Source organism: Paenibacillus silviterrae (genome assembly GCF_030167925.1).
Classification (GTDB): Bacteria; Bacillota; Bacilli; order Paenibacillales; family NBRC-103111; genus Paenibacillus_G; species Paenibacillus_G silviterrae.
This window is the reverse complement of the sequence record NZ_JASKUT010000001.1, coordinates 5083189-5105468: the sequence shown is the minus strand read 5'-3', so window position 1 is coordinate 5105468 and position 22280 is coordinate 5083189. Positions and strand designations below refer to the sequence as shown.

The window sequence follows — 22280 nt, the reverse complement described above, 5'->3', positions numbered from 1 at the left end:
CGTCGTCTTCACAAGGCTACAACCTCTTTGATACTGGAAATAATATGCCTCGGTCGATACGGAACCCGCTCCGCCATTTCCTTCGTGCCTACTCCTGTGAGTACCAGCACCGAGGACATTCCCGCGTCATTGCCCATCTTAATATCGGTTTCCAGCCGGTCGCCGATCATGTAACAATGCTCCGCCTGAAGGCCGAGATGCTCAACCGCAGCTTCAGCAGCAATGAGAGACGGCTTGCCTACCACAAGATCGATCGGCTTGCCTGTCGCCGCTTCGAGCGCCGCGATGAAGGTTCCTGTATCGGGCAGCTGACCATCCTCCAGCGGACAAGTCGAGTCCGGGTTGGAAGCGATGATCTTGGCTCCTCGGAGTGCCGCCTGGAACACTAGGTTCAAGGTATCGTAATGGAACTGCCGGTCCCACGAGAGAACAACGTAATCCGGGTTCGTTCCATCGGTTGTTAACGGAATTCCGTGAGCCTGCAGCTCATCGATGATCGGCTGCTCCCCTACCACGTACACCTGCTGCCCCGGCTGGACGTGCTTTTGCAGGTATCTCGCAACGATCAGCGACGAGTTAAGAACATCATCAATGGAAGTGGGGATCCCCATCTTGGTCAGCTTCTCCGCATAAGAGCTTCTCGGAGCAATTGGCTTATTGGACAGAAACACCACCTTGTCGCCTCGGTCTCTTAAGCTGCGGATCGCTTCGGCGGCGCCCTCAATCATGCGCTCACCCAAGTATACGGTGCCATCCAAGTCAAAAATGTAACCCTTCATGCTCTTTGCCTCGTTTCTTCTGTAAAATGCGAAAAACCCTCATCCATAGTAAACACACCTCCCCCGGGGAAGGATATGATTACGGATAAGGGTTTCTCCTGTGTACTCAACCTAATACCGTTTTCGTATTGGTTTGAATTATAGGATGGGGACAAGCCATTTGTCAACGGTTTATTTAGATTGTGTAAATATTCATGAAAACCCTTGCAAAAAATGCTGAAACAAGGTAAAGTGATATAAATCACTATCTACAGGCAGAGACACGGAGAAGCCTACAACTAGCGTCTATTCAAGATGCAGTTGGGGCTTTTTTGCTGTTTACGGCCTGTTTAGGAAAGAAAAGGAGATTCACGCGATGGAAATCATCTTCATGGGGACGGCCAGCGCAGCCGGCAGTATCGAGCGGGACAACACCTATCTGCTCCTTCGGAGCGGTGAAGCCGGCTGGCTCATCGACGTGGGCGGCAATCCGCTGGGCAAATTGAAGCAAAGCCGCACGCCTTTGGATCATATTCAAGGCGTCATCCTTACCCATATGCATACGGATCATATGTACGGGCTGGCATCGCTGCTGTGGGGCATGTGGGTCGGCGGCCGAAGAGCAGCGCTTACGATTCATTGCTCATCGGCAGGCGAGGAGCAGCTGAGAGCGATTTTGAAGGCATATCAGGTAGAATCGTGGCCTATCGGCTTCGAGCTTCGCATAGAGACCTTCGATTGGGAGAAGGAGAACGTGCTCCTGCACGAGAGCGGCTTGGAGCTTTCCACCTTCCCCAGCCTCCATGCCATTCCGACAGTAGGTATAAAGGCGGTCACGGCCGAAGGAAAGGTTATGATATATTCCGCCGACACACGACCGAACGAGCGCATCGTTCAGGAGCCCCGCATCGACCTGCTGATCCACGAGGCCACGAAGGCGCGGGGCGTTATGACCAGTCATACCAGCCTGGAGGATGTCATACGGTACTGTCCGGTGGAGCGTATCGGTCAGGTCTACTGCGTTCACTTGACGGACGATGAGCCTTATCTAGAGGTGCTGGAGCAATACCGGAATCAAGTGCAAGGCGCGGAGAAGGTACGGCTGGCGGAGGATATGCTGTTAATTTCGTTGTAACCTAACGTTACTGATTGGTCTAATCAAAACGGCCCAAAATGGACCTTTTCTCACACCACCCTTCCTCGTAATATGGAAAGAAAAACGAGGAGGTATCCGGTCTATGAGAAGAAAAGAGTTTTCGATCCAGGAACAGCAGGAGATTGACGAATTTCTTAATGAAATGTCCTTCGGCTATCTGGCATCCTCCGGCGCAGACGGCTGGCCGCACGTGACACCGCTTAACTTTGTTTACCACAAGGGAAACATCTATTTTCACGGCTCGAAGCGCGGGGCCAAGATGGACGAGATTGCCGCTTCCGGGAAGGTTAGCTTCGCCGTGGCCAAGGAGTTCGCCATCATTCCCTCCTACTTCACGGACTCTTACAATGCTTGTCCCGCAACCGCCTTTTTCAAGTCGGTGCACATACGGGGCGAAGCGGCGCCGGTTGAGGATCTGCAGGAAAAGGCCGAAGTCCTGACGGCGCTCATGCATAAGCTTCAGCCGGAAGGCGGGCACGCTCCGATCACTCCGGAGGATCCGAAATATACGGGCGAGCTGAAGGCGGTTTCCGTGGTGAAGATCGAGGTTCAGGAGCTGACCGCCAAATTTAAGTTCGGACAAAATCTGAACAAAGCCCGGCGGGATCAAGTGCTGAACGGCTTAGCCGAAAGAGGAGCGCCTCAGGACGAGGAAACGGCGGAGCTGATGCGCAAGTATTGCCCTTTTCACAAGTAAAGGTTGAACTATATCCTTTTCCGTATTTCCACCCAGCTAATCGGTGATAGGATTTAATTCTTTGCAAAGACTTGCTTTTGAAGGACTGACTCCAAATAGCGCTTATTGTGTAACATTCTTTCATCGTCCGGGCGATACTCGCGGGCTAACTCACTATGTCTGTAAGCTCTGTCGTATTCGCCCAACCTATCGTAACAAACACATAATTGTAAATGGGGCAGCCAAGTATGGCACGCAGGGTTCGATAACCCCCAGGTATTTGGCTTTAACTCAGGTTGAAGGGCTATTTCGTACCAAAAGGATGCCCGCGACGGTTGATTCCGCTTCAAAAAATAAAAGCCGATTTGGCAGCAAATCTCCGGGCGCGGTCTGTCATAGTGCATACTATGCAACAGTGCGCCCAATTCCTCTTCTTCCATGTTCAGCCCCCGGTAACACTCGGCCAAGTGACTACAGGCCCAGATCACATCCTCGAGCCACCCCTCCTTGGTTTGAAGGAAGCGTTGGTAGTAGTCAATTGCATCCCCAAATTTACCATGCTCGCGGAGCTCATTCGCATAGTAGTATAAATCTCTCGCTGTAAATGAGGCTCCTCGAAGCTTCTGCTGCTCATAGATCCTCAAATTTCTGGTAGATTTATGGGTTTTAGTGCTCTTATGCATTACAGCAACGTCACTTTGCATGATATTTCCATGTACCTCCAAATACTCGTGAACGGCCCCCCTCCAAATAAAGCCTTTTGCCCGTTTAACAATACGGTTGCGTTTTAATTTTGTAGTCACTTGCCCGTATTCGTCATGAGCTAGTTCGTAGTCCATCAGTATGGAGTCAACATCGGCTGATAGCTGATGTTTAAGATCCAACAACTTCGAATGATTGGGAGCCGCGATTATATCATCAGCATCAAGCCACAAAATATAATCCATAGTGGCAAGACCGAAGGAAAAATTTCGGGCTGCTGAGAAATCATCGATCCAATCGAAATGATACACTTGCTTTGTGTATTTTTGCGCAAGATCGACTGTCCCGTCTGTTGATCCCGTATCTACGATAATGATTTCATCCACGATTCCCTCGACAGAGCTAAGGCATCTGTCGAGGATCGCTTCTTCATTTTTTACAATCATGCATAGGCTGATTGTCGCCATTCCATATACCACCCCAGCTACACTGTTGGAAATGCAATGATATTTAAAGCCCTGCTTTCGACTTCGTTGGCGGTTACACTAGTTCTTGATAATACTATTACGGAGAGCTGGTAAGTGTTCGTGCCCGCCGGTGGCAAATCCGTATAGGTGAAGTTTGGAAAATAGCGCAGCGTAACACCTTGCCCTGATTCCGCTCTGGTCAACGTTAATTCGACTAAAAGTGCTCCATTTCTTCTTAGTCTCACTCTAATATCAAAAGTAGAGGTGCCCGAAGCCGTCGCAGCCGTAACTTGCAGAACATAATCAATTTTTAATCTTTCGTTTAAAGCTGATGTAAATGGAAGAGTCAGTACTGTCGTCTCCAGATTCAACGGTAAGGTAACAGGCGTGAAATCTTGTGTAAAAGCGTATCGCCCAGCGGCACCTGTGGCTCCTGTCGCTCCTGTTGCTCCCGTTGCACCTGTGGCTCCCGTTGCTCCCGTTGCTCCCGTTGCACCTGTCGCTCCTGTCGTTCCCGTGGCTCCCGTGGCTCCCGTTGCTCCCGTTGCTCCCGTTGCTCCCGTTGCACCTGTCGCTCCTGTCGTTCCCGTGGCTCCCGTTGCTCCGGTTATTCCTGTGGCTCCTGTGGCTCCCGTCGCCCCTGTTGCACCTGTCGCTCCTGTCGCTCCTGTTGCACCTGTTGCACCTGTCGCCCCTGTTGCACCTGTTGCACCTGTTGCACCTGTTGCACCTGTTGCACCTGTTGCACCGGTTTCCCCCGTAGCTCCTGTGGCCCCTGTGGCTCCGGTTTCTCCCGTTGCCCCTGTTGCTCCCGTGGCTCCTGTGGCTCCCGTTGCTCCGGTTGCTCCTGTGGCTCCCGTTGCTCCGGTTGCTCCGGTTGCTCCTGTTGCTCCTGTTGCTCCTGTTGCTCCCGTTGCTCCCGTTGCTCCCGTTGCTCCCGTCTCTCCAGTTGCTCCGGTCTCTCCTGTCGCCCCAGTCGCACCGGTCTCTCCTGTCGCCCCTGTTACTCCCGTCGCTCCAGTCGCTCCAGTTGCCCCGTTTGCTCCTGTTGCTCCCGTCGCCCCAGTCGCTCCTGTTGCCCCCGTCTCCCCGGTTGCTCCTGTTGCTCCTGTTGCTCCTGTGGCTCCGGTCTCACCAGTTGCTCCCGTCGCTCCTGTCGCCCCCGTCTCCCCGGTCTCCCCAGTCGCTCCTGTCACTCCCGTTGCTCCTGTGGCTCCCGTTGCCCCCGTCGCCCCCGTCTCCCCGGTCTCCCCAGTCGCTCCTGTCGCTCCCGTTGCCCCTGTTGCCCCGGTTGCCCCCATTTCGCCTGTGGGTCCCGTTGCTCCCGTGGCTCCTGTGGCTCCGGTCTCACCAGTTGCTCCCGTCGCTCCTGTCGCCCCCGTCTCCCCGGTTGCTCCTGTGGCTCCTGTTGCTCCGGTTGCTCCTGTCGCTCCCGTTGCCCCTGTTGCCCCCATTTCGCCTGTGGGTCCCGTTGCTCCGGTCTCCCCAGTCGCTCCTGTCACTCCCGTTGCTCCTGTGGCTCCCGTTGCCCCCGTCGCCCCCGTCTCCCCGGTCTCCCCAGTCGCTCCTGTCGCTCCTGTCGCTCCTGTCGCTCCTGTCGCTCCCGTCTCCCCGGTTGCTCCTGTCGCTCCTGTTGCTCCTGTTGCTCCCGTGGCTCCCGTCGCTCCGGTCTCTCCGGTGGGTCCCGTTGCTCCTGTGGCTCCTGTGGCTCCGGTCTCACCAGTTGCTCCCTTTGCTCCTGTTGCTCCCGTCGCCCCAGTCGCTCCTGTTGCCCCTGTTGCCCCTGTTGCCCCCGTCTCCCCGGTTGCTCCTGTTGCTCCTGTGGCTCCGGTGGCTCCCGTTGCTCCCGTTGCCCCTGTCGCTCCGGTTGCTCCCGTTGCTCCTGTGGCTCCCGTTGCCCCCGTTGCTCCCGTGGCTCCCGTCTCCCCGGTTGCTCCCGTAGCTCCCGTGGCTCCTGTGGCTCCCGTTGCTCCTGTGGCTCCCGTCTCCCCAGTTACTCCGGTTGCTCCTGTCTCCCCGGTTGCCCCTGTCGCTCCCGTTGCTCCTGTGGCTCCCGTTGCTCCTGTGGCTCCCGTTGCCCCCGTTGCCCCCGTTGCTCCTGTTGCTCCCGTCTCCCCAATCGCTCCTGTTGCCCCCGTTGCTCCCGTCTCCCCGGTTGCTCCCGTGGCTCCCGTGGCTCCGGTCTCTCCGGTGGGTCCCGTTGCTCCTATTGCCCCTGTTTCTCCTGTTGCCCCTGTGGCTCCCGTTGCTCCTGTGGCTCCGGTCTCACCAGTTGCTCCCGTCGCCCCCGTCGCTCCCGTGGCTCCAGTTGCACCCGTTGCCCCTGTGGCTCCCGCCGCCCCTGTCGCTCCGGTCTCCCCAGTTGCTCCTGTTGCCCCTGTGGCTCCCATTGCTCCTGTGGCTCCGGTCTCACCAGTTGCTCCCGTCGCTCCTGTAGCTCCTGTTGCTCCTGTGGTTCCCGTCGCCCCAGTCACTCCTGTTGCCCCCGTTGCTCCCGTCTCCCCGGTTGCTCCCGTGGCTCCCGTGGCTCCGGTCTCTCCGGTTGCTCCTGTTGTTCCCGTCGCCCCAGTCGCTCCTGTTGCCCCCGTTGCTCCCGTCTCCCCGGTTGCTCCCGTGGCTCCCGTGGCTCCGGTCTCTCCGGTTGCTCCCGTTGCCCCTGTCGCTCCTGTCGCTCCCGTTGCCCCTGTTGCCCCCGTTTCGCCTGTGGCTCCTGTTGCCCCCGTCTCCCCGGTCTCTCCTGTCGCACCGATCTCTCCTGTCGCCCCTGTTACTCCCGTTGCTCCCGTCGCTCCAGTCGCTCCAGTTGCCCCGTTTTCTCCTGTTGCTCCCGTCGCCCCCGTCGCTCCTGTTGCCCCCGTCTCCCCGGTCTCCCCAGTCGCTCCTGTCGCTCCTGTCGCTCCCGTTGCTCCTGTGGCTCCCGTTGCTCCCGTCTCCCCGGTTGCTCCCGTGGCTCCTATTGCCCCTGTTTCTCCTGTTGCCCCTGTGGCTCCCGTTGCTCCTGTGGCTCCCGTCTCCCCAGTTGCTCCGGTTGCTCCCGTTGCTCCCGTTGCCCCGGTGGCTCCCGTTGCTCCTGTCTCCCCGGTTGCTCCTGTCTCCCCGGTTGCTCCCGTCTCCCCGGTTGCTCCGGTTGCCCCTGTTACTCCCGTTGCCCCCGTCGCCCCGGTTGCTCCCGTGGCTCCGGTTGCTCCTGTCGCTCCTGTGGCTCCCGTCGCCCCTGTTGCTCCCGTCGCTCCCGTCTCTCCAGTTGCTCCGATCTCCCCTGTCGCCCCAGTCGTACCTGTCGTACCTGTCGCACCGGTCTCTCCTGTCGTTCCTGTCGCTCCCGTTGCTCCCGTCTCTCCAGTTGCTCCGGTCTCTCCTGTCGCCCCTGTTATTCCCGTTGCCCCTGTGGCTCCCGTTGCTCCTGTGGCTCCCGTTGCTCCTGTGGCTCCCGTCTCCCCAGTTGCTCCAGTTGCTCCTGTCTCCCCGGTTGCTCCTGTTGTTCCCGTCGCCCCAGTCGCTCCTGTTGCTCCCGTTGCTCCCTTCTCCCCGGTTGCTCCCGTTGCCCCTGTGGCTCCCGTTGCTCCTGTGGCTCCCGTTGCCCCCGTTGCTCCCGTCTCCCCGGTTGCCCCTGTCGCTCCCGTTGCTCCTGTTGCTCCCGTCGCTCCCGTCTCCCCGGTTGCTCCCGTCGCTCCCGTCTCCCCGGTTGCTCCCGTGGCTCCCGTGGCTCCTATGGCTCCCGTCTCCCCAGTTACTCCGGTTGCTCCGGTTGCCCCGTTTGCTCCTGTTGCTCCGGTCTCTCCTGTCGCCCCGGTTACTCCCGTTGCGCCCGTCTCCCCAGTCGCTCCTGTTGCCCCGTTTGCTCCTGTTGCTCCCGTCGCCCCAGTCGCTCCTGTTGCCCCCGTTGCTCCTGTGGCTCCCGTTGCCCCCGTCGCCCCCGTCTCCCCGGTTGCGCCTGTTGCCCCCGTCGCTCCCGTGGCTCCGGTCCCTCCGGTGGGTCCCGTTGCTCCTATTGCCCCTGTTTCTCCTGTTGCCCCTGTGGCTCCCGTTGCCCCTGTGGCTCCCGTCTCCCCAGTTGCTCCGGTTGCTCCTGTCTCCCCGGTTGCTCCGGTTGCCCCTGTTTCTCCTGTTGCCCCTGTGGCTCCCGTTGCTCCTGTGGCTCCTGTGGCTCCGGTCTCACCAGTTGCTCCCGTCTCCCCCGTTGCCCCCGTTGCCCCCGTTGCTCCTGTTGCCCCCGTCGCTCCCGTCTCCCCCGTTGCCCCCGTTGCCCCCGTTGCTCCTGTTGCCCCCGTCGCTCCCGTCTCCCCGGTTGCCCCTGTCGCTCCCGTTGCTCCTGTTGCTCCCGTCGCCCCAGTCGCTCCTGTTGCCCCGGTTGCCCCCGTCTCCCCGGTTGCTCCCGTTGCTCCAGTTGCCCCCGTTGCCCCCGTTGCTCCTGTTGCCCCCGTCGCTCCCGTCTCCCCGGTTGCTCCCGTCGCCCCGGTGGCTCCATCGGCACCCGCGGCCCAAGTCTCTCCCGTTGCACCTGTCGCTCCATCGGCACCCGCGGCTCCGGTCTCTCCCATTGCACCCGCGGCTCCCCGAGGCCCCTCCGGCCCACGCTTTCCTCTGCGTCCTCTCTTACCTCGTGGACCGCGCTTTCCTTTCGGCCCTGCCTTCCCTTTGAGACCCCGCAGACCTCTTTTACCTCTAGGACCCGGCTCCCCTCTCGGTCCCCTCTTACCTCTTGGTCCCCTTTTGACCCTCTTTATGAGTTTCTCACAATTTTTCTTTGCAACCTTTTTTCGTTTTTTTACATTTTTTATAGATACCTTATTCCTGTACCTTTTTCTTAAATTTTTTTTATTCAATGCTTCACCTCCTGTCAGCTTTCAACAGGATATTCAGATTTTTTCTTGGTTGAGATTCCTTTTTACTCATTTGGGTAACTGACTATCGACATGTTCATCCTATATCTTTGAAAAACATTCGCCTAAAACTTCCATCATTGACAGACCATTCCCCGCTTGGTAATGTAGTTCTGATAATGATTCTCATTGAAGGAGATCATCCATGACTCACATCCTTGAAATGAACGACCTGGCAAAGAATCACCCCGATCAAACCGGCTCCCTCTTATTTTCACATGTCACTAGCAGCATAGATAGGCCGGAAATCATTGCCCTATTAGGTGCATCCGGCCAAGGGAAGAGCACCCTTCTTCGCATTCTCAGCTCGCTGGACAGACCTGATCAAGGGACAATGACCTTCCAGGGAAAAACGGTCGAAGCGTGGGAACCCCGCATTTGGCGTACAAGGGTTTGTTATGTAGGACAACAAGCCTTCATGCTGCCGGGGAGCATAGAAGATAATGTAAGGATAGTCAGCAAGCTGCGACAATCGGCTTTCGATCGTTCGCTTGCCGAGGAATTAATAAACCGTGTGGGACTGGGTCAACTCGAATGGTCGAAGAACGCCGAGCATTTATCCGGAGGGGAGAAACAAAGGTTAGCACTCGTTCGCAGCATGCTAGTGCAACCTGAGGTTCTTCTTCTGGATGAAGTCACCTCCGCCTTGGATGCCGCCAGCAAGCAGCTTGTCGAAGATTTGCTGTTGGATTGGCATCGGCGGCTCGGCACCACGATCATCTGGGTTACTCATGAGCTGGAACAGGCTAAGCGCGTTAGCAGCCGGGTTTGGTTTATGGGGGAAGGCACGCTGTTGGAGGATCGGGACAGCTCCGCCTTCTTTACGGCACCCATCACGGAAACGGGAAAGAGGTTTCTGCATATGTCTACAGACCACGGAGGCGCATCATGAGCGCACTAGCCTTACTAAGCACGCTTGCTTTTATCGGCATAGCCATTCTGCTCTCGAAATGGCAGAAGCTAGGACTGGAGAGGGATTTATTCATCGGAACCGTCCGTTCCACCCTTCAGCTTCTCTTTGTCGGTTATGTGCTGCAGTATGTATTTAACACCAACCATCCGGCATTGATTCTCACAATGGTGGTCCTTATGATCGGCATCGCCTCCGTGAATGCCGCCGGACGTGCCAAATCGCATCGAGGGGTATTTTGGCGCATAGCCGTTACCTTGCTTTTTACAGAGACCATTACCATGGCGTTATTGCTTGGGTTCCATATTATCCCTCCCGAGCCGCAGTACATTATTCCTGTAAGCGGGATTACGATAGGCAGCTCCATGGTCGTATGCGGACTGCTGATCAACCAGATGAAGCGTGAAACTATCGCCTCACGCGGGGAAATCGAAGCTTTGCTAGCACTAGGAGCCAATGCAAGGCAAGCGATTCAGGAGGTATTGAAGCGCTCCGTTACGTTTAGTATGATTCCAACCGTAGATACGATGAAAACGATCGGGCTTGTACAGCTCCCCGGTATGATGACAGGCATGATCATCGCCGGTAGCAGCCCCGTCGAGGCCGTTAAGTATCAGCTGCTCATTATGTTCATATTGACTTCTTCCTCTGCCATAAGCAGCATTATGCTAGGCATGATCAGCTACGGTATATGGTTTACCGACGACCTGAGACTTCGCAATATTCCATAAAACGAAAGGCCGAGCACCCTTACGAGAAGGGTTCTTCGGCCTTTTTCATTTTTACAACAACTCTGTTTTTCCCGCTTCACTTCACCCGGTACATCGCCTCATCCTCCCACTTTAAGAGTGTTGTTCCGTCGGATGCATCTTCAGGGAATACGCCGACCCTTACATCCAAACGGCTTTTCCTCGGAGTATTCAGCCCAACCTCCCATTGTTCCAACAAAGTACACTCTGCATTTGATATTGGGTTAACAAGGAAGTTTATATATATCTGGTTTACAGGCAAGAATCTGGATTTATTCTCCATTTTAATCAAATGAACAGTATCGAATTTTGTCGAAATAAGGTATAATAAGTCTCGCGTATGCACAAGATTCAGGAAAGAGGTTTCACCATGGAAAAATACGCCGAGCTGTTTTACCGTGCCAGTGATGCCATCCTTTTAACGGAAATCACAGAATCCGGACAGATGAAACAAATTGTTGAGGCTAACGATGCCGCCTGCCTGCTCTTCGGTTATACACGCTCCGAACTTCTTACGATGACAAGCCTGGATTTCTCCGTTCCCGACCATGCGAGGATCATTCAAGAGATGCACGATTCGTTCTGCCAAACCGGCCGGATGCGATTCGAATCCACCCTTATTTCCAAAGACGGTCGATACATACTTGCTGATATTCATTCCATCCTGGTAGAGCTAGGCGCTAAGCGGTATATCTACTCGATCATCCGCGATATATCCGAACAGAAACGGCTGGCTCAAGAATATGGCTCCTTGTTCGTACATAATCCGGACGCGATTGTTTCCATTTCCTTAGACGGCAGGTTTACGTCGGTGAATGACATGGCTACCCGTTTGTCCGGTTATGCAGCTGAGGAGCTTATTGGTATGCATTTTGAGCGGCTGCTGACGGCCGACACGCGCGATGAAACGCTGCAGCATTTCCATAACCTGCTGCAGGGCTCCAAGCAGTCTTATCACTGCGCCATTTATCATAAGACCGGGCATCGCATCGACCTTCATGTAACAAATGTCCCTATCTTTGTTAATCGCGAGATCGTCGGAATCTATGGGATTATTAAAGATGTTTCCGAAATGAACCGCATAACCCACCGGCTGGAACAATTCAAGCGCAACTACGAATCTTTGTACCAATACAGCCTGGATGCCGTGTTTGCTTTGAACCTGCATGGCGAATTTACGGATATGAACCCGGCAGGAGAACAAATAACCGGGTATTCCAGAGATGAATTGGCTGCGTTAACGTATTGGGACCTTATCAGCATAGAGTATAAGGATTTTGTGAAGGACCGCTTCTCTAAGGTCATTATGGAGCAAACTCCTCATAAGATCGAGGTAGATATCCGGCGTAAAGACGGATCTCTTGTTCACCTTGAAGTGACGGCTGTCCCTAAAATTTCAGGCCGGGAAATCCAGGGTGTGATCGGGATTGCCAAGGATGTCACGGCGGAAAAACGCGCCATTCTGATGATGGACGGGCAGAACCAAGTACTTGAGATGATAGCCAAATCTGCTCCTTTACAGCAGACGCTGGATACTTTGGTTCTTGTGACGGAATCCGTGCAGCTTGAGGCTAAATGCTCCATTTTTCTGCTGAACAAAGAAAAAAACAAGCTGGTTCTCGTGTCTTCCCCAAGCCTGCCCACGGATTACGAGCTTAATCACAAAGGTGTTCCTATCGGACCCGACCAAGGCTCTTGCGGGAGTGCCGTTTATTATAAACAACCGGTCATCCATTCGAATATCATGTCAGACTCCCAAGCGGAACCGCTTCGCGATTTTTACCTGCAATGCGGCTTTCGATCCTGCTGGAGCATGCCTATCTTACAAGGCGATGAGGTGTTAGGCACGTTCACAACGTATTTCGAAGGCGAGCATACGCCCGGCAAGGATGATATGAAGCTCGTCAAACGCGCCTGCCATTTGGCCAAGCTGGCCGTTCAGCGGAATAACCACGAGGAGACGATCCGGCACTTGGCTTACCACGACCCGTTAACCGGACTTGCCAATCGGCGTCTTTTGGAAGAAATTTTGTCGTTCAATCTGAAGCTGCAACAAAGAACATCCCTTATGTTTTTGGACCTTGACCGGTTTAAATATGTGAATGACTCTTTGGGACATCGTATCGGAGACTTGCTCCTTCAGGAGGTGTCCTTACGGTTAAAAGCCTGCTCTTTGGAGGCAGACACGATTGCGAGGCAGGGGGGCGACGAGTTTGTGCTTCTTTTCCAAAACGCTTCGCGGGAGAACGTGATTATGGCTGCAGAGGATATTATTGAATCTCTATCCACCCCTTTTGTTATTGAGAACCATGAAATTTTTATCACGCCAAGTATTGGGATCAGCTATTATCCCGAGCACGGAGAAGATGCTCAAGCCCTTATGCGATGTGCGGATGCCGCCATGTATCAGGCGAAAAAGAGAGGAAAAAACACCTACCGGGTCTACGAGAGCAATACAGACGGCTTAGCGGGAAGCAAGCTCTATTTTGAAAATCAGTTGAGAAAAGCGCTGAAGTATGATGAGTTTGCCCTTCACTATCAGCCGCAAATTGATGTTGTCTCCCGTCAATTCATCGGTGTGGAGGCGCTCATTCGCTGGCAGCACCCGCAGCTCGGTTTGGTGCCGCCCAATGAGTTTATTCCAGTCGCGGAAGAAACGGGACTAATCCTTCCGATGGGGGATTGGGTCCTCCGCAACGCATGCTTACAGGGAAAAAGGTGGATCGACGCAGGATTCCCGCCGATGATCATCAGTGTCAATCTTTCCCCGAAACAGTTCAACAATGCCAATATGATCGAGAATATTTCCGCTATTTTAAAGGAAACCGTGTTTCCGGCAGAGCTCCTGGAACTGGAAATTACGGAGAGCATGACCATGGATATGGAGGTCTCATCGAAAATTATCGAGGGCATGCGCGCACTTGGCGTACGGATCTCGATCGACGATTTCGGCACCGGGTACAGCTCGCTGCATTATCTGAAACGACTGCCCATTCACCGGTTAAAAATTGACCGGTCGTTTGTCCGTGATATTTTTATGGATCAGAACGACAAGGATATTGTCAGGGCTATCATTACCATGGCGCATAGTTTAGGAATCCTGGTCATCGCTGAAGGCGTGGAGAACGAGCAGCAGCTGAAGTTTCTTGAGGAAAACGGCTGCGATCAGGCCCAGGGCTACTATTTTAACAAGCCCTTGCCCGCCGAGGCATTGGAAGCAAACATTTTTGGTAAAGCTTAAAATCCTGCCGGGCCTTAGCCTTACTTTGCCTTCTTTCGTTGCAGAAAAAAACGGTTGAGCGTATATTTCCTTTTATTCGAGGTCGTAATTGGAGCCGGGTCGGCATGCTGCTGCGGATGATTCTCAAAGTACTTAAATAGATTCGTAATCCATTTAGATATGAAGGAAACCCCTACGAATACAAGAAAAATGTAAAAATAATTCATGCTGTTGGATATCTGAAACAGCCCGAAAGCCACCAAGGCGGGCTTAAATAGAAAGGCTAAAAATAAGGAATATGCCAGAGCATAAAGGTAGAAATTTTTATTGTATTTTCGTGTCCATTGATAAATAAGCATAAAGGTTACTGGGATGAATGATGAGTCCAACGATAAGTTTACAGGAATGAGCGGGATTACCTTAAAGGGGAAGCCGGTCATGCCCCGGGTCGTCGTAATCAAGTCGGCATAATGGAACCAGACATGAACATTGAACCCGTAGAAACCGATAAGCAAGGCACGCTTTCTGTCAATCATAAAAAATATGGCGACCAACGGTCCGACTAAAAAAAGGAGCATTACCCAAAACTGCCATGTGCTCATACTGGAGTACCTTAGCCAGTAATTCGGCAGCTCAGCGGTATATTGCTCTAAAAAATTGTTGATCCTGTCCAGCTCCTGCAATTGCTCCATATCCATCCGTTCCACCGACCTTATTATGGTTTCTTGCTCGGACGACGTCGCATTTCATCAACCATATATTTTACATTTTTAGTAAAACTATACCTGTACTGCAGCCTTCGGTGTACAAAAATAACCCGTCTCGCTTATTGAGACGGGCTTGTAATACTGATCTGATAGCTTATGAAGACGACAGCTACTCCTCTTCCACCTCAAAGATCGAATCGACGATGATCGGCAGGTTATCACGGACGGAAGCGGCGCCGAGAACGGAGCGTGCATGAATGCCCTTGTCCCCGAACACATCCAGCATCAAATCGGAGCAGCCGTTCAGCACCTTATGGTGCTCCTCAAATTCCGGATCCGCATTCACGAAGCCTTGAATCTTTACCACACGCTTTACCTTCTCGAGCGAGCCTAGGGCCGCTTGAACGACTGCCAATACCTCGATACCGGCCTGTCTGGCATACTGATAGCCTTCTTCCGTTGTGAAGTCGCTGCCGAGCTTGCCCTTAGGCTTTCCCGCCGGTCCCTTCCCAGAAACAAACATCAGTCCGTTCACGGTAACCGTATTCGCATACCTGGCCGCAGGCTCACTTGCCTCGGGCAGCACAAGGCCAAGCGCTTGCAACCGCCCTGCTATCGATTGATCCTTCATACGATTGCCTCCTTAGATTTCCATTCGTTATAAACCTGTAGAATGGTTAGCTCGCGCAGCAGCATAAACTTCAGGGAATAATCGTCACAGTTCTTCAGCGCTTCGTTCATTAGGGCCAGTGCTTCCTCAAGGGGCATCCACACCGGTGTCATGCCGAGCTTGATTTCGTTATCGCTTAGCTGAACCTGCTCTCTCCCTTCATGTGACTTAGCCACATAGCAATAGGAGTAGTGCAGGAAGCCGTTCTGCCCCTTGTGCTCTTCTATGTATCCCAGCTCATGAACAATCTCCGCTTCATAGCCGGTTTCTTCCCGTATTTCACGTACGAATGCAGCTCTTTTTTCCTCGCCTTCTTCGATCCCTCCGCCTGGCAGCTTGTACAAATCCAGCTTCGATAAGTACATCATTGCCACACGGGAGGATCGGTCAACCAGCACGCCTCTAGCGCCATAGCGGGAGACGGCTTCCAGCAGTGTAGCTGGACCACCTTGAACATCGCTGTCGGTTATCGTTCGAATCCTTCTCAACCTATTCACTCCTGACGTGTACGCTTCTTTAACTGAAGCAATCGCAAATCATCAAGACATTCCCGTCCGGATCCTTAAAGGTAAAATAGGAAAGATCGGGGAAGGTTTCGATCTCCTCTACGATTTCAGCTCCCATGCCCACCACATGCTCATAGGCAGCATGAATGTCCTCCGTAGACAAATTAAACAGAGGCTGATTGGATGGAAGAAGTTCATAGCCGTCATCCATACTGTGATTATCAAGTGTAAGTCCCGGGCGACCTGGGCCCATAGCAAATGTATAGATAGGACCCTTTCGATCCCCTTCCTTTACCTCCACTCCCATCAGCTTTCCATACCACTTGATAGATGCCTCCAAATCCGTTACATGAACAAAGATCGTGTCTATACGATGATGAATCGGACTTTTCAAATGACCCACCCTCTCCGAAACAAGATTTACCAAATAATAGCATATCTCACACAAGCCCGCATGTAAACTGAAATTGACACTTCCATATCCTACCGAGTACAATAGCCGTAACATACATGAACGAAAGAGGTGAAGGAAATGCAGAAGAAGATCCGCTTTTTGATCTGCTTTGTTCGTACGATCAAATTTGCAATGGCGCCTAACGGGATCAGTCCGTCTATTTGCGGTCATACGGATCAGCATTTCCTTGCGCCGGTCGGACGAAGAAGCTAGGAGCCCTTCCTATGCTCTTACTCATCCTGAAGCCATGGAGTGCTGCTCCATGGTTTTTTACTATGTCTTGGAAAAGGATGAGCCGACATGTCATTCAATCGACTTCAAACAAACGTTCCGTTGTTTTATGCATATACGTTCCTCAATTCGTTTATTTTGGACCGCGGGATTTGGATGCTGTTCCTGCTGGCCAAAGGCTTCAGTCTGGCCGAGATCGGCCTGCTGGAAACGCTGTATCACTGTATGAAAGTAGTTTTCGAGGTGCCTACCGGCTATATCGCGGACCGGTACGGCAAACGAGTCAGCTTGCTGGCAGCGGAGGCGGGGGGTATAGCAGCGGCTATCGTGATGCTATGGGGAGAGAAGCCTGAGGCCATTGTAGCCGGGTTTATTCTCGGTGGACTGATGGGGACACTGCAGTCAGGCGCCAATAGCGCCCTTATCTACGACACCCTGAAGTCGCTCGGCAAGGAGGCAGGCTTCAAGCGCTTTAATTCACAGCTGTATGCGGTCATGCTGGTTACGATGGGCATCAGCGGGACCGCGGGCGGTATCCTGTCCGATATCGATTGGGCGTGGGTTTATGCCGGTAAGACGATCCTGCATTCCCTCACCCTCCTCTCCGTCTATTTCATGACGGAACCGGCTGGCAGCGATGCAGAGAACTTGGGATACGGTACATCAAGCTTCACCTTTTACCGGCAAATGAAGATCAGCTGGCAATTCATGCGCAGCAACCTTCCCTTCCTCTCCCTCTGTCTATATGGGGCCGTCCTGTATTCGATGTCATGGTCGATCACGTTCTACAGTCAGGTTGTGTTTCAGACCATCGGTTTGACGAATACCGTCATCGGGACGCTGAACGGACTCGAAACCTGGCTGTCGGCCGGGGTAGCCGCCGCAGCCTTCGTACTTGAGCGGAAGATAAAGAAGTCCGGATCGCTCGTCGCGGCAGGCCTCGGATTTACGGCGAGCTTCATGCTGTTCACGATGAGCTCTAATCCGGTTCAGGTGATCGCAGCCTTCTATCTGATGGCTGTCTTTATCAGCTATCTGGAGCCGCTGCTGGATGCCTATTTGAACGAGCAAGTCCCCTCCCCGATCCGGGCGACGATGTTGTCCATCTTCAGTATGATGGTATCCGGCGGCATGATGCTTACCTTCTCGGCGATCGGCTTTCTTGCCGAGGCGTTCACCCTGTCGTCTGCCCTTCATTACGCCCTATGGGCCTGGATTCCCCTTTGTCTGGGAGCGCTTGTGTGGGCTTTGAAGAAAATTTAAATTATCAATAAAACTGGGCTGGTGGTGTAAAGTAATGGATGAGCAACTAATAAATCATTATGGGAAGCTGTCTCCTAGCTTAAAAGAAGAAGCAATTGTTAAATCAATTACCTGTATTGAACTACCAGTTTCAAATATGCAGCGTGCAGTTGATTTCTATGTGTTTCAATTGGGCTTCTATATGAACACCACTAAAAATCGCCTTCCTATAGAACCCGATAACACAGAGGTATTTATTTATCCTGCTTCAGGTGGAGAAATTATGCTTGTGCAAACGGATGGGGAAGAACGCTTGGCCTTTACCCATAAAGGGAGACCGAATCATGTTCTTATATTGGAAATGAGCGAGGACATTGAAACATGCCATAGAAGATTAAGTAGTGCCGGAATAAAAACCAGCCCAATCAAAGACAGTGGCGGATGCGGTAAATCTTTCGATGTTTTCGATCCTGACGGGAATTTCATTAAATTATGGTTTGGTTTCCCAAGGTAAGCATGATTCGCAAGCAACTTCTTGTATGGAACAACTTTCGGCTTTTAAACAACTGCTCCCGGCTCAATATGTGGCACGGGGGCAGTCCATGTTTACAGGGATTTAGGCAATCCGAATCCTACGGCGCGGGAAGGGCCAGCTTCAGCTCCGAAGCATATTCCCACGTTTTCCACTGGCCGTCGACAGAAACTAGCATAAGCCGGTCCGTTCCGGTATGAAGCTTGCCATCCGAGAAACTGACGACCCTAATCTCCGCCTCCACACGCTCCCCTTCTCGGGTCGATTTCGTACGAAGATCGAGCAGCTCGTAGCTCTGAATTTCGCCGTAGCTGCTGCGGATATGCTGCATGTGATTCGGACTGCCCGAAGCCGAGAGCTCCGCCAGCCTGGCATAATTTTTAGCTATAAAGGCAGTGTACACTTGATCGACGGTTTCCGTGATGCTTTGGCGATGCTCGGCTAAATAACGGTCCCGAGCGGTTATCCATACGGCGGACGCGGCCATGAATAATACGAGCACCATAGCTGCTTTTTTTCGCATGGGAATCTTCCTCTCCATTTCCATTTTCCATATATTGGACGATGGTTATGGAAAAAAGTTGCAATCGCCATGAAAAAAATATGTGTTTCAGAGATAGCATGCCGGCGCCGCCCTACTTCTCCCTGGCGAAAAGAATATAGTCCACGCTGACCGGGCTTTGGTCATGACGCTTTAACAGCGCATTGATTTGTCCGCGGTGATATTGTCCATGCAGCGCTACGTGGGTCAGAATATCCCTGATGGAGGTCGAAAAAGGAACGCCCGATAGATTATGGTAGTGACAAATGGCATCCGGATCGGTGCAAGCGTTCAAAAACTGCAGGTAGCCCTCCCGGTTTCGTTCAGCCAGCTCTTGGCACTCTTCCAGCGTGGAGTCAGCCCAGATGGAAATGGCTGAGCTGTCCCGCTGCTGCAGGCGGGTGAGCCACACCTTCTCCGCGAACAGGCAATGCGCCATCAGACGAATGACCTCCGGGCCTTCATACCCCGTTTCGGCCAATTGCTGCAGCAGACGTGTGTCCGCCCAGTGAAGATGGTCAAACATGTTGCGAATCGTTTGCATGATAAAACCCTCCTACCTATCGAAGATTTGCCGGAAGCGTCGTTTCCGTTTCCAATATTTCCTTATTATACTCCGATACTCCTCGTACGAAAAGAAGCCCCCCGCGTAAAAATACGCAGAAGGCTTCCTTAGAGAGGAACTTATTTCAGATCCTGCATTCTCACAGCATCCATGTCGGTGAACTCTTGGTTCTCGCCGGCCATCGCCCAGATGAAGGTATAGTTGCTTGTACCTACACCGCTGTGGATCGACCAGCTTGGCGAGATAATCGCCTGCTCGTTGCGAACAACCAGATGGCGGGTTTCTTGCGGCTCGCCCATCAGATGGAACACAACGCCGTCTTCCGGCATATCGAAGTAGAAGTATACCTCGGAACGACGGTTATGCGTATGACAAGGCATCGTATTCCACATGTTGCCCGGCTTCAGCAGCGTCATACCCATCACGAGCTGACAGCTTTGTACGCCGTTCAAGTGGATGTATTTATAAATCGTGCGCTCATTGGAGTTCGTGATGGAACCCAGATGAGCCGGCTCCGCTTCGCTGATCGCTACCTTAACTGTCGGGTAGTTTTTGTGCGCCGGAGTGGAGTTGAAGTAGAAGCGGGCAGGGTTCGCCGAATCTACACTCTTGAATACAACCTCTTTATTGCCAAGTCCGACATAGATGCAGTCCTTGTTCTCCAGAACGTACTCAGTGCCGTCAACGGTTACGGTTCCCGTAGGACCTACGTTGATGATCCCGATCTCGCGGCGCTCCAAGAAATACTCGGCGCCCATTTCATGCTTGTCCGCTTCCAGCGTGATTGGTGCGGTTGTTGGAATCACGCCTCCCGTAATGAAACGGTCCACGTGGCTGTATACCATCTTGAGCTCGCCTGGCACGAACAGCGATTCGATCAAATATTCATTTCTTAAACGTTCGGTATCATACGTCTTTGTTTCCGTCGGGTTAGTAGCGTAACGAATTTCCATGATTTCATTCCTCCCGGGTTCATTTGTCCTTATTCATTATAATACGATTGTTCATTTAAGTTCAATTAAAATCTGTTTCGAACCCAAATGAACCTGACTACTCATGCGAAGGCCATACCACATGCAGATCCGGATACTTGCTAAGCACCTCTTCCTGCGGAGGCGAATCGACAATGACCGTGCCCACCTCTTCGAGCTTGGCGAACGTAAACAGTGCGCATGTGTCAAACTTGCTCCGATCGGCAACACAGTATACCTGCTGAGCCGTCTCGATCATGGCCCGCTTCTGCTCCACATGCGTTTGGGTGAAAATCGTCAGTCCGAACTCCGGGTGTATCCCTGTCGTCGACAGGAATGCCTTCTGAACATTCAGCTTCCGCAAAAAGGCTCCCGCGTCTTCATTTACCAGCAGATTCTGATTGCGCACCCCGCCGGGTACCACGAGCCGGATTCGTTCCTTCTTAATGAGTTCCCCAATAATGTAAAGATCATTCGTGATCACGGTAAGCGGAACGTTATCCAGCCGCTTCGCGATCTCCAGTGTCGTGCTTCCGCTGTCGAGCGCGATAATGTCTCCCGGCTCGATGTATTCGGCAGCACAAGCGGCCGTTCTTCGCTTCTCTTCCAACCGCTTGCCGCGCTGCTCCTGCAGCAGGCCGGTGTATCCCTCTTCCGCCAGAATGGCGCCGCCATGGGTTCGAAGCAGCAGCCCCTTCTGCTCCATTCGCTCGAGGTCCTGACGTATGGTTTTCCCCGTCACCTTGAGCTCAGCTGCCAGATCGGATACACTAACCTCGCCGGATACCAGCAGCAGCTCCATAATTTTCTCATAACGCTTTATCGCTGACATGTCTTACCTCCGCTTACATTTGGGCGGTTTTCACCCTATGGTAACACAGCTTTTGCGCCAATTCCACGATTTTTCGAGCCATGGAAAAAGCACCGTGACGCTCCCGCGCTAAAGTGTTATAATATTGGCTAATGTTGTTAGAAGATTAAGGAAGGATGAAATTCATGAATCCTCTTGCGTCCAAATTGAATGAGACGATCGCCAAGGAAAATCAGCACGTGTACGACATGCTCTCCGATCTCGGCAAGCTAATTTACTTCCCGAAGGAAGGTATCCTGAGCCAATCGGCTGAGGCGAAGCAAAAGGCGAACAAATTTAACGCTACGATCGGCATCGCGATCGAAAATGGCGAGCCTATGCACCTTAAGGTCATTCAAGACACGCTGTCTGCCTATAAACCGAAGGACATTTATGAATACGCGCCGCCGGCAGGGAAGCCGGAGCTGCGCTCCGCATGGCGCGCCAAGATGCTTGAAGAGAATCCTTCCCTCGAAGGCAAGGGCCTCGGTAATCCGATCGCGACGAACGCCCTGACCCACGGCCTGAGCATTGTGGCCGACCTCTATGCGGATCAAGGCGACGCCGTCATTATCCCGGACAAAAACTGGGAAAACTACGAGCTGACCTTCGGCATCCGCCGCGGCGCCGAGCTGGTTTATTATCCGCTGTATAATGAACAACGCAAATTTAATGCAGCCGGCTTGCGGGATGCAATTATGGCGCAGAAGGACAAAGGCAAAGCCATTGTCGTGCTGAACTTCCCGAACAACCCTACCGGCTACACCCCGGGCCATGAAGAGGGACTAGAGATCGTAGCGGCGGTGAAGGAAGCGGCGGAAGCCGGCATCAATGTCGTAGCGGTGACGGACGACGCCTACTTCGGCCTGTTCTTCGAAGGCTCGATGCAGGAGTCGTTAGCCGGCCAGCTTGCCGGAATTCATCCCCGCGTGCTGTCCGTGAAGGTAGACGGAGCAACGAAGGAAGAGTACGTGTGGGGCTTCCGCGTCGGCTTCATCACTTACGCAGGACTTAGCGACGCTATGCTGGCCGCATTGGAGCAGAAGACGATGGGCATCATTCGTGCCACCATCTCGAGCGGACCTCATCCGTCGCAGACCTTCGTGCTGCACGCACTGCAGTCTCCGGACTTCAAGGCGCAGAAGCAAGAGAAGTTCGACATTATGAAAGCCCGGGCCAACCGGACCAAGTCGCTGCTTGACGGCGGCAAGTTCGACAGCGCATGGGAATATTACCCGTTCAACTCCGGATACTTCATGTGCTTGAAGCTGAAGACGGTAGGTGCGGAAGCGCTGCGTGTGCACCTGCTCGACAAGTACGGCATCGGTACGATCGCCCTGGGCGAAGCCGATCTGCGCGTTGCTTTCTCTTGTATTGAAGAAGGCAATATCGAAGAGCTGTTCGAAACGATCTATCAAGGCGTCCTTGACCTGGAGAAGGTTGGAGCGGCGAAGTAACACAAATAAGCCGTACCCTTTACGGATTGCTTT

General features: G+C 53.3%; 19 protein-coding genes. 9 read left to right on the top strand and 10 right to left on the bottom strand.

Annotation, left to right across the window (positions count from 1 at the left end; all coding sequences use genetic code 11):
• Window positions 1–8 precede the first annotated feature (8 nt).
• Window positions 9–779, bottom strand: a complete 771-nt coding sequence (locus tag QMO62_RS23865) for an HAD-IIA family hydrolase (protein ID WP_284644783.1) — start codon at window positions 777–779, stop codon at window positions 9–11.
• A 355-nt stretch (window positions 780–1134) separates the two neighbouring features.
• Here QMO62_RS23865 and QMO62_RS23860 point away from each other — a divergent pair, with 355 nt between their 5' ends.
• Window positions 1135–1893: an MBL fold metallo-hydrolase gene (locus tag QMO62_RS23860; RefSeq protein WP_284644782.1), complete on the top strand. Its 759-nt coding sequence runs from the start codon at window positions 1135–1137 to the stop codon at window positions 1891–1893.
• 103 nt (window positions 1894–1996) lie between these two features.
• Complete coding sequence (locus QMO62_RS23855) at window positions 1997–2611, top strand: pyridoxamine 5'-phosphate oxidase family protein (protein ID WP_284644781.1); 615 nt, start codon at window positions 1997–1999, stop codon at window positions 2609–2611.
• A 53-nt stretch (window positions 2612–2664) separates the two neighbouring features.
• On the opposite strand, the gene QMO62_RS23850 is transcribed toward QMO62_RS23855, so the two are convergent.
• Window positions 2665–3759, bottom strand: a complete 1095-nt coding sequence (locus QMO62_RS23850; protein ID WP_284644780.1) for a glycosyltransferase family 2 protein — start codon at window positions 3757–3759, stop codon at window positions 2665–2667.
• 17 nt (window positions 3760–3776) lie between these two features.
• Window positions 3777–8300: a hypothetical protein gene (locus QMO62_RS23845; protein ID WP_284644779.1), complete on the bottom strand. Its 4524-nt coding sequence runs from the start codon at window positions 8298–8300 to the stop codon at window positions 3777–3779.
• 487 nt (window positions 8301–8787) lie between these two features.
• On the opposite strand from QMO62_RS23845, the gene QMO62_RS23840 reads away from it, so the two are divergent.
• The 3 genes from QMO62_RS23840 to QMO62_RS23830 all read left to right on the top strand — a co-directional run bounded on the left by QMO62_RS23840 (window position 8788) and on the right by QMO62_RS23830 (window position 13542).
• The gene (locus tag QMO62_RS23840) at window positions 8788–9534 is read left to right on the top strand and encodes an ABC transporter ATP-binding protein (RefSeq protein ID WP_284644778.1); all 747 of its coding nucleotides are present in this window, start codon (window positions 8788–8790) and stop codon (window positions 9532–9534) included.
• Entirely contained in the window at window positions 9531–10283 is a 753-nt protein-coding gene (locus tag QMO62_RS23835) for an ABC transporter permease (protein WP_284644777.1), read from the top strand. Before QMO62_RS23840 ends, QMO62_RS23835 begins: the two co-directional genes overlap by 4 nt.
• 388 nt (window positions 10284–10671) lie before the next feature.
• Window positions 10672–13542, top strand: coding sequence for an EAL domain-containing protein (locus QMO62_RS23830; RefSeq protein ID WP_284644776.1), 2871 nt, complete (start codon window positions 10672–10674; stop codon window positions 13540–13542).
• An 855-nt stretch (window positions 13543–14397) separates the two neighbouring features.
• Here the strand turns inward: QMO62_RS23830 and QMO62_RS23825 are convergent.
• The 3 genes from QMO62_RS23825 to QMO62_RS23815 are packed head-to-tail and all read right to left on the bottom strand — an operon-like array spanning window position 14398 to window position 15807.
• Window positions 14398–14859 (bottom strand): RidA family protein, encoded by a 462-nt coding sequence (locus QMO62_RS23825; RefSeq protein ID WP_284644775.1) that lies wholly within the window; start codon window positions 14857–14859, stop codon window positions 14398–14400.
• On the bottom strand, window positions 14856–15386 hold the full coding sequence (locus QMO62_RS23820; RefSeq protein ID WP_284644774.1) for an NUDIX hydrolase: 531 nt from the start codon (window positions 15384–15386) through the stop codon (window positions 14856–14858). The genes QMO62_RS23825 and QMO62_RS23820 overlap by 4 nt, the downstream gene beginning before the upstream one ends.
• Before the next feature lie 28 nt (window positions 15387–15414).
• The gene (locus QMO62_RS23815; RefSeq protein WP_284644773.1) at window positions 15415–15807 is read right to left on the bottom strand and encodes a VOC family protein; all 393 of its coding nucleotides are present in this window, start codon (window positions 15805–15807) and stop codon (window positions 15415–15417) included.
• 129 nt (window positions 15808–15936) lie between these two features.
• On the opposite strand from QMO62_RS23815, the gene QMO62_RS23810 reads away from it, so the two are divergent.
• From QMO62_RS23810 to QMO62_RS23800, 3 genes are all read left to right on the top strand, one after another.
• Complete coding sequence (locus QMO62_RS23810; protein ID WP_284644772.1) at window positions 15937–16071, top strand: hypothetical protein; 135 nt, start codon at window positions 15937–15939, stop codon at window positions 16069–16071.
• Window positions 16072–16158: 87 nt separating this feature from the next.
• A complete protein-coding gene (locus tag QMO62_RS23805; protein WP_284644771.1) occupies window positions 16159–17352 on the top strand; it encodes an MFS transporter in 1194 nt (397 codons plus the stop codon).
• A gap of 34 nt (window positions 17353–17386) precedes the next feature.
• Window positions 17387–17845 carry a VOC family protein gene (locus tag QMO62_RS23800; RefSeq protein WP_284644770.1) on the top strand — a complete coding sequence of 153 codons (459 nt, stop codon included), beginning with the start codon at window positions 17387–17389 and terminating at the stop codon, window positions 17843–17845.
• A gap of 118 nt (window positions 17846–17963) precedes the next feature.
• Here QMO62_RS23800 and QMO62_RS23795 read toward each other — a convergent pair whose 3' ends face one another.
• The 4 genes from QMO62_RS23795 to QMO62_RS23780 form a co-directional block, all read right to left on the bottom strand.
• Window positions 17964–18386 (bottom strand): hypothetical protein, encoded by a 423-nt coding sequence (locus QMO62_RS23795; RefSeq protein ID WP_284644768.1) that lies wholly within the window; start codon window positions 18384–18386, stop codon window positions 17964–17966.
• 112 nt (window positions 18387–18498) lie between these two features.
• Window positions 18499–18948, bottom strand: a complete 450-nt coding sequence (locus QMO62_RS23790) for a DinB family protein (protein ID WP_284644767.1) — start codon at window positions 18946–18948, stop codon at window positions 18499–18501.
• Window positions 18949–19088: 140 nt separating this feature from the next.
• A complete protein-coding gene (gene kduI / locus QMO62_RS23785; RefSeq protein WP_284644766.1) occupies window positions 19089–19922 on the bottom strand; it encodes a 5-dehydro-4-deoxy-D-glucuronate isomerase in 834 nt (277 codons plus the stop codon).
• A gap of 97 nt (window positions 19923–20019) precedes the next feature.
• Window positions 20020–20772, bottom strand: a complete 753-nt coding sequence (locus QMO62_RS23780) for a DeoR/GlpR family DNA-binding transcription regulator (protein WP_284644765.1) — start codon at window positions 20770–20772, stop codon at window positions 20020–20022.
• Window positions 20773–20936: 164 nt separating this feature from the next.
• On the opposite strand from QMO62_RS23780, the gene QMO62_RS23775 reads away from it, so the two are divergent.
• The gene (locus tag QMO62_RS23775; RefSeq protein WP_284645019.1) at window positions 20937–22247 is read left to right on the top strand and encodes an aminotransferase class I/II-fold pyridoxal phosphate-dependent enzyme; all 1311 of its coding nucleotides are present in this window, start codon (window positions 20937–20939) and stop codon (window positions 22245–22247) included.
• Window positions 22248–22280: the final 33 nt, after the last annotated feature.

Bases quoted from the DNA above. Each gene is read 5' to 3' on its own strand.
- QMO62_RS23865 (WP_284644783.1), bottom strand. From the start codon at position 779: ATGAAGGGTTACATTTTTGACTTGGATGGCACCGTATACTTGGGTGAG.
- QMO62_RS23860 (WP_284644782.1), top strand. From the start codon at position 1,135: ATGGAAATCATCTTCATGGGGACGGCCAGCGCAGCCGGCAGTATCGAG.
- QMO62_RS23855 (WP_284644781.1), top strand. From the start codon at position 1,997: ATGAGAAGAAAAGAGTTTTCGATCCAGGAACAGCAGGAGATTGACGAA.
- QMO62_RS23850 (WP_284644780.1), bottom strand. From the start codon at position 3,759: ATGGCGACAATCAGCCTATGCATGATTGTAAAAAATGAAGAAGCGATC.
- QMO62_RS23845 (WP_284644779.1), bottom strand. From the start codon at position 8,300: ATGGGAGAGACCGGAGCCGCGGGTGCCGATGGAGCGACAGGTGCAACG.
- QMO62_RS23840 (WP_284644778.1), top strand. From the start codon at position 8,788: ATGACTCACATCCTTGAAATGAACGACCTGGCAAAGAATCACCCCGAT.
- QMO62_RS23835 (WP_284644777.1), top strand. From the start codon at position 9,531: ATGAGCGCACTAGCCTTACTAAGCACGCTTGCTTTTATCGGCATAGCC.
- QMO62_RS23830 (WP_284644776.1), top strand. From the start codon at position 10,672: ATGGAAAAATACGCCGAGCTGTTTTACCGTGCCAGTGATGCCATCCTT.
- QMO62_RS23825 (WP_284644775.1), bottom strand. From the start codon at position 14,859: ATGAAGGATCAATCGATAGCAGGGCGGTTGCAAGCGCTTGGCCTTGTG.
- QMO62_RS23810 (WP_284644772.1), top strand. From the start codon at position 15,937: ATGCAGAAGAAGATCCGCTTTTTGATCTGCTTTGTTCGTACGATCAAA.
- QMO62_RS23805 (WP_284644771.1), top strand. From the start codon at position 16,159: ATGTCATTCAATCGACTTCAAACAAACGTTCCGTTGTTTTATGCATAT.
- QMO62_RS23800 (WP_284644770.1), top strand. From the start codon at position 17,387: ATGGATGAGCAACTAATAAATCATTATGGGAAGCTGTCTCCTAGCTTA.
- QMO62_RS23795 (WP_284644768.1), bottom strand. From the start codon at position 18,386: ATGCGAAAAAAAGCAGCTATGGTGCTCGTATTATTCATGGCCGCGTCC.
- QMO62_RS23790 (WP_284644767.1), bottom strand. From the start codon at position 18,948: ATGCAAACGATTCGCAACATGTTTGACCATCTTCACTGGGCGGACACA.
- kduI (WP_284644766.1), bottom strand. From the start codon at position 19,922: ATGGAAATTCGTTACGCTACTAACCCGACGGAAACAAAGACGTATGAT.
- QMO62_RS23780 (WP_284644765.1), bottom strand. From the start codon at position 20,772: ATGTCAGCGATAAAGCGTTATGAGAAAATTATGGAGCTGCTGCTGGTA.
- QMO62_RS23775 (WP_284645019.1), top strand. From the start codon at position 20,937: ATGAATCCTCTTGCGTCCAAATTGAATGAGACGATCGCCAAGGAAAAT.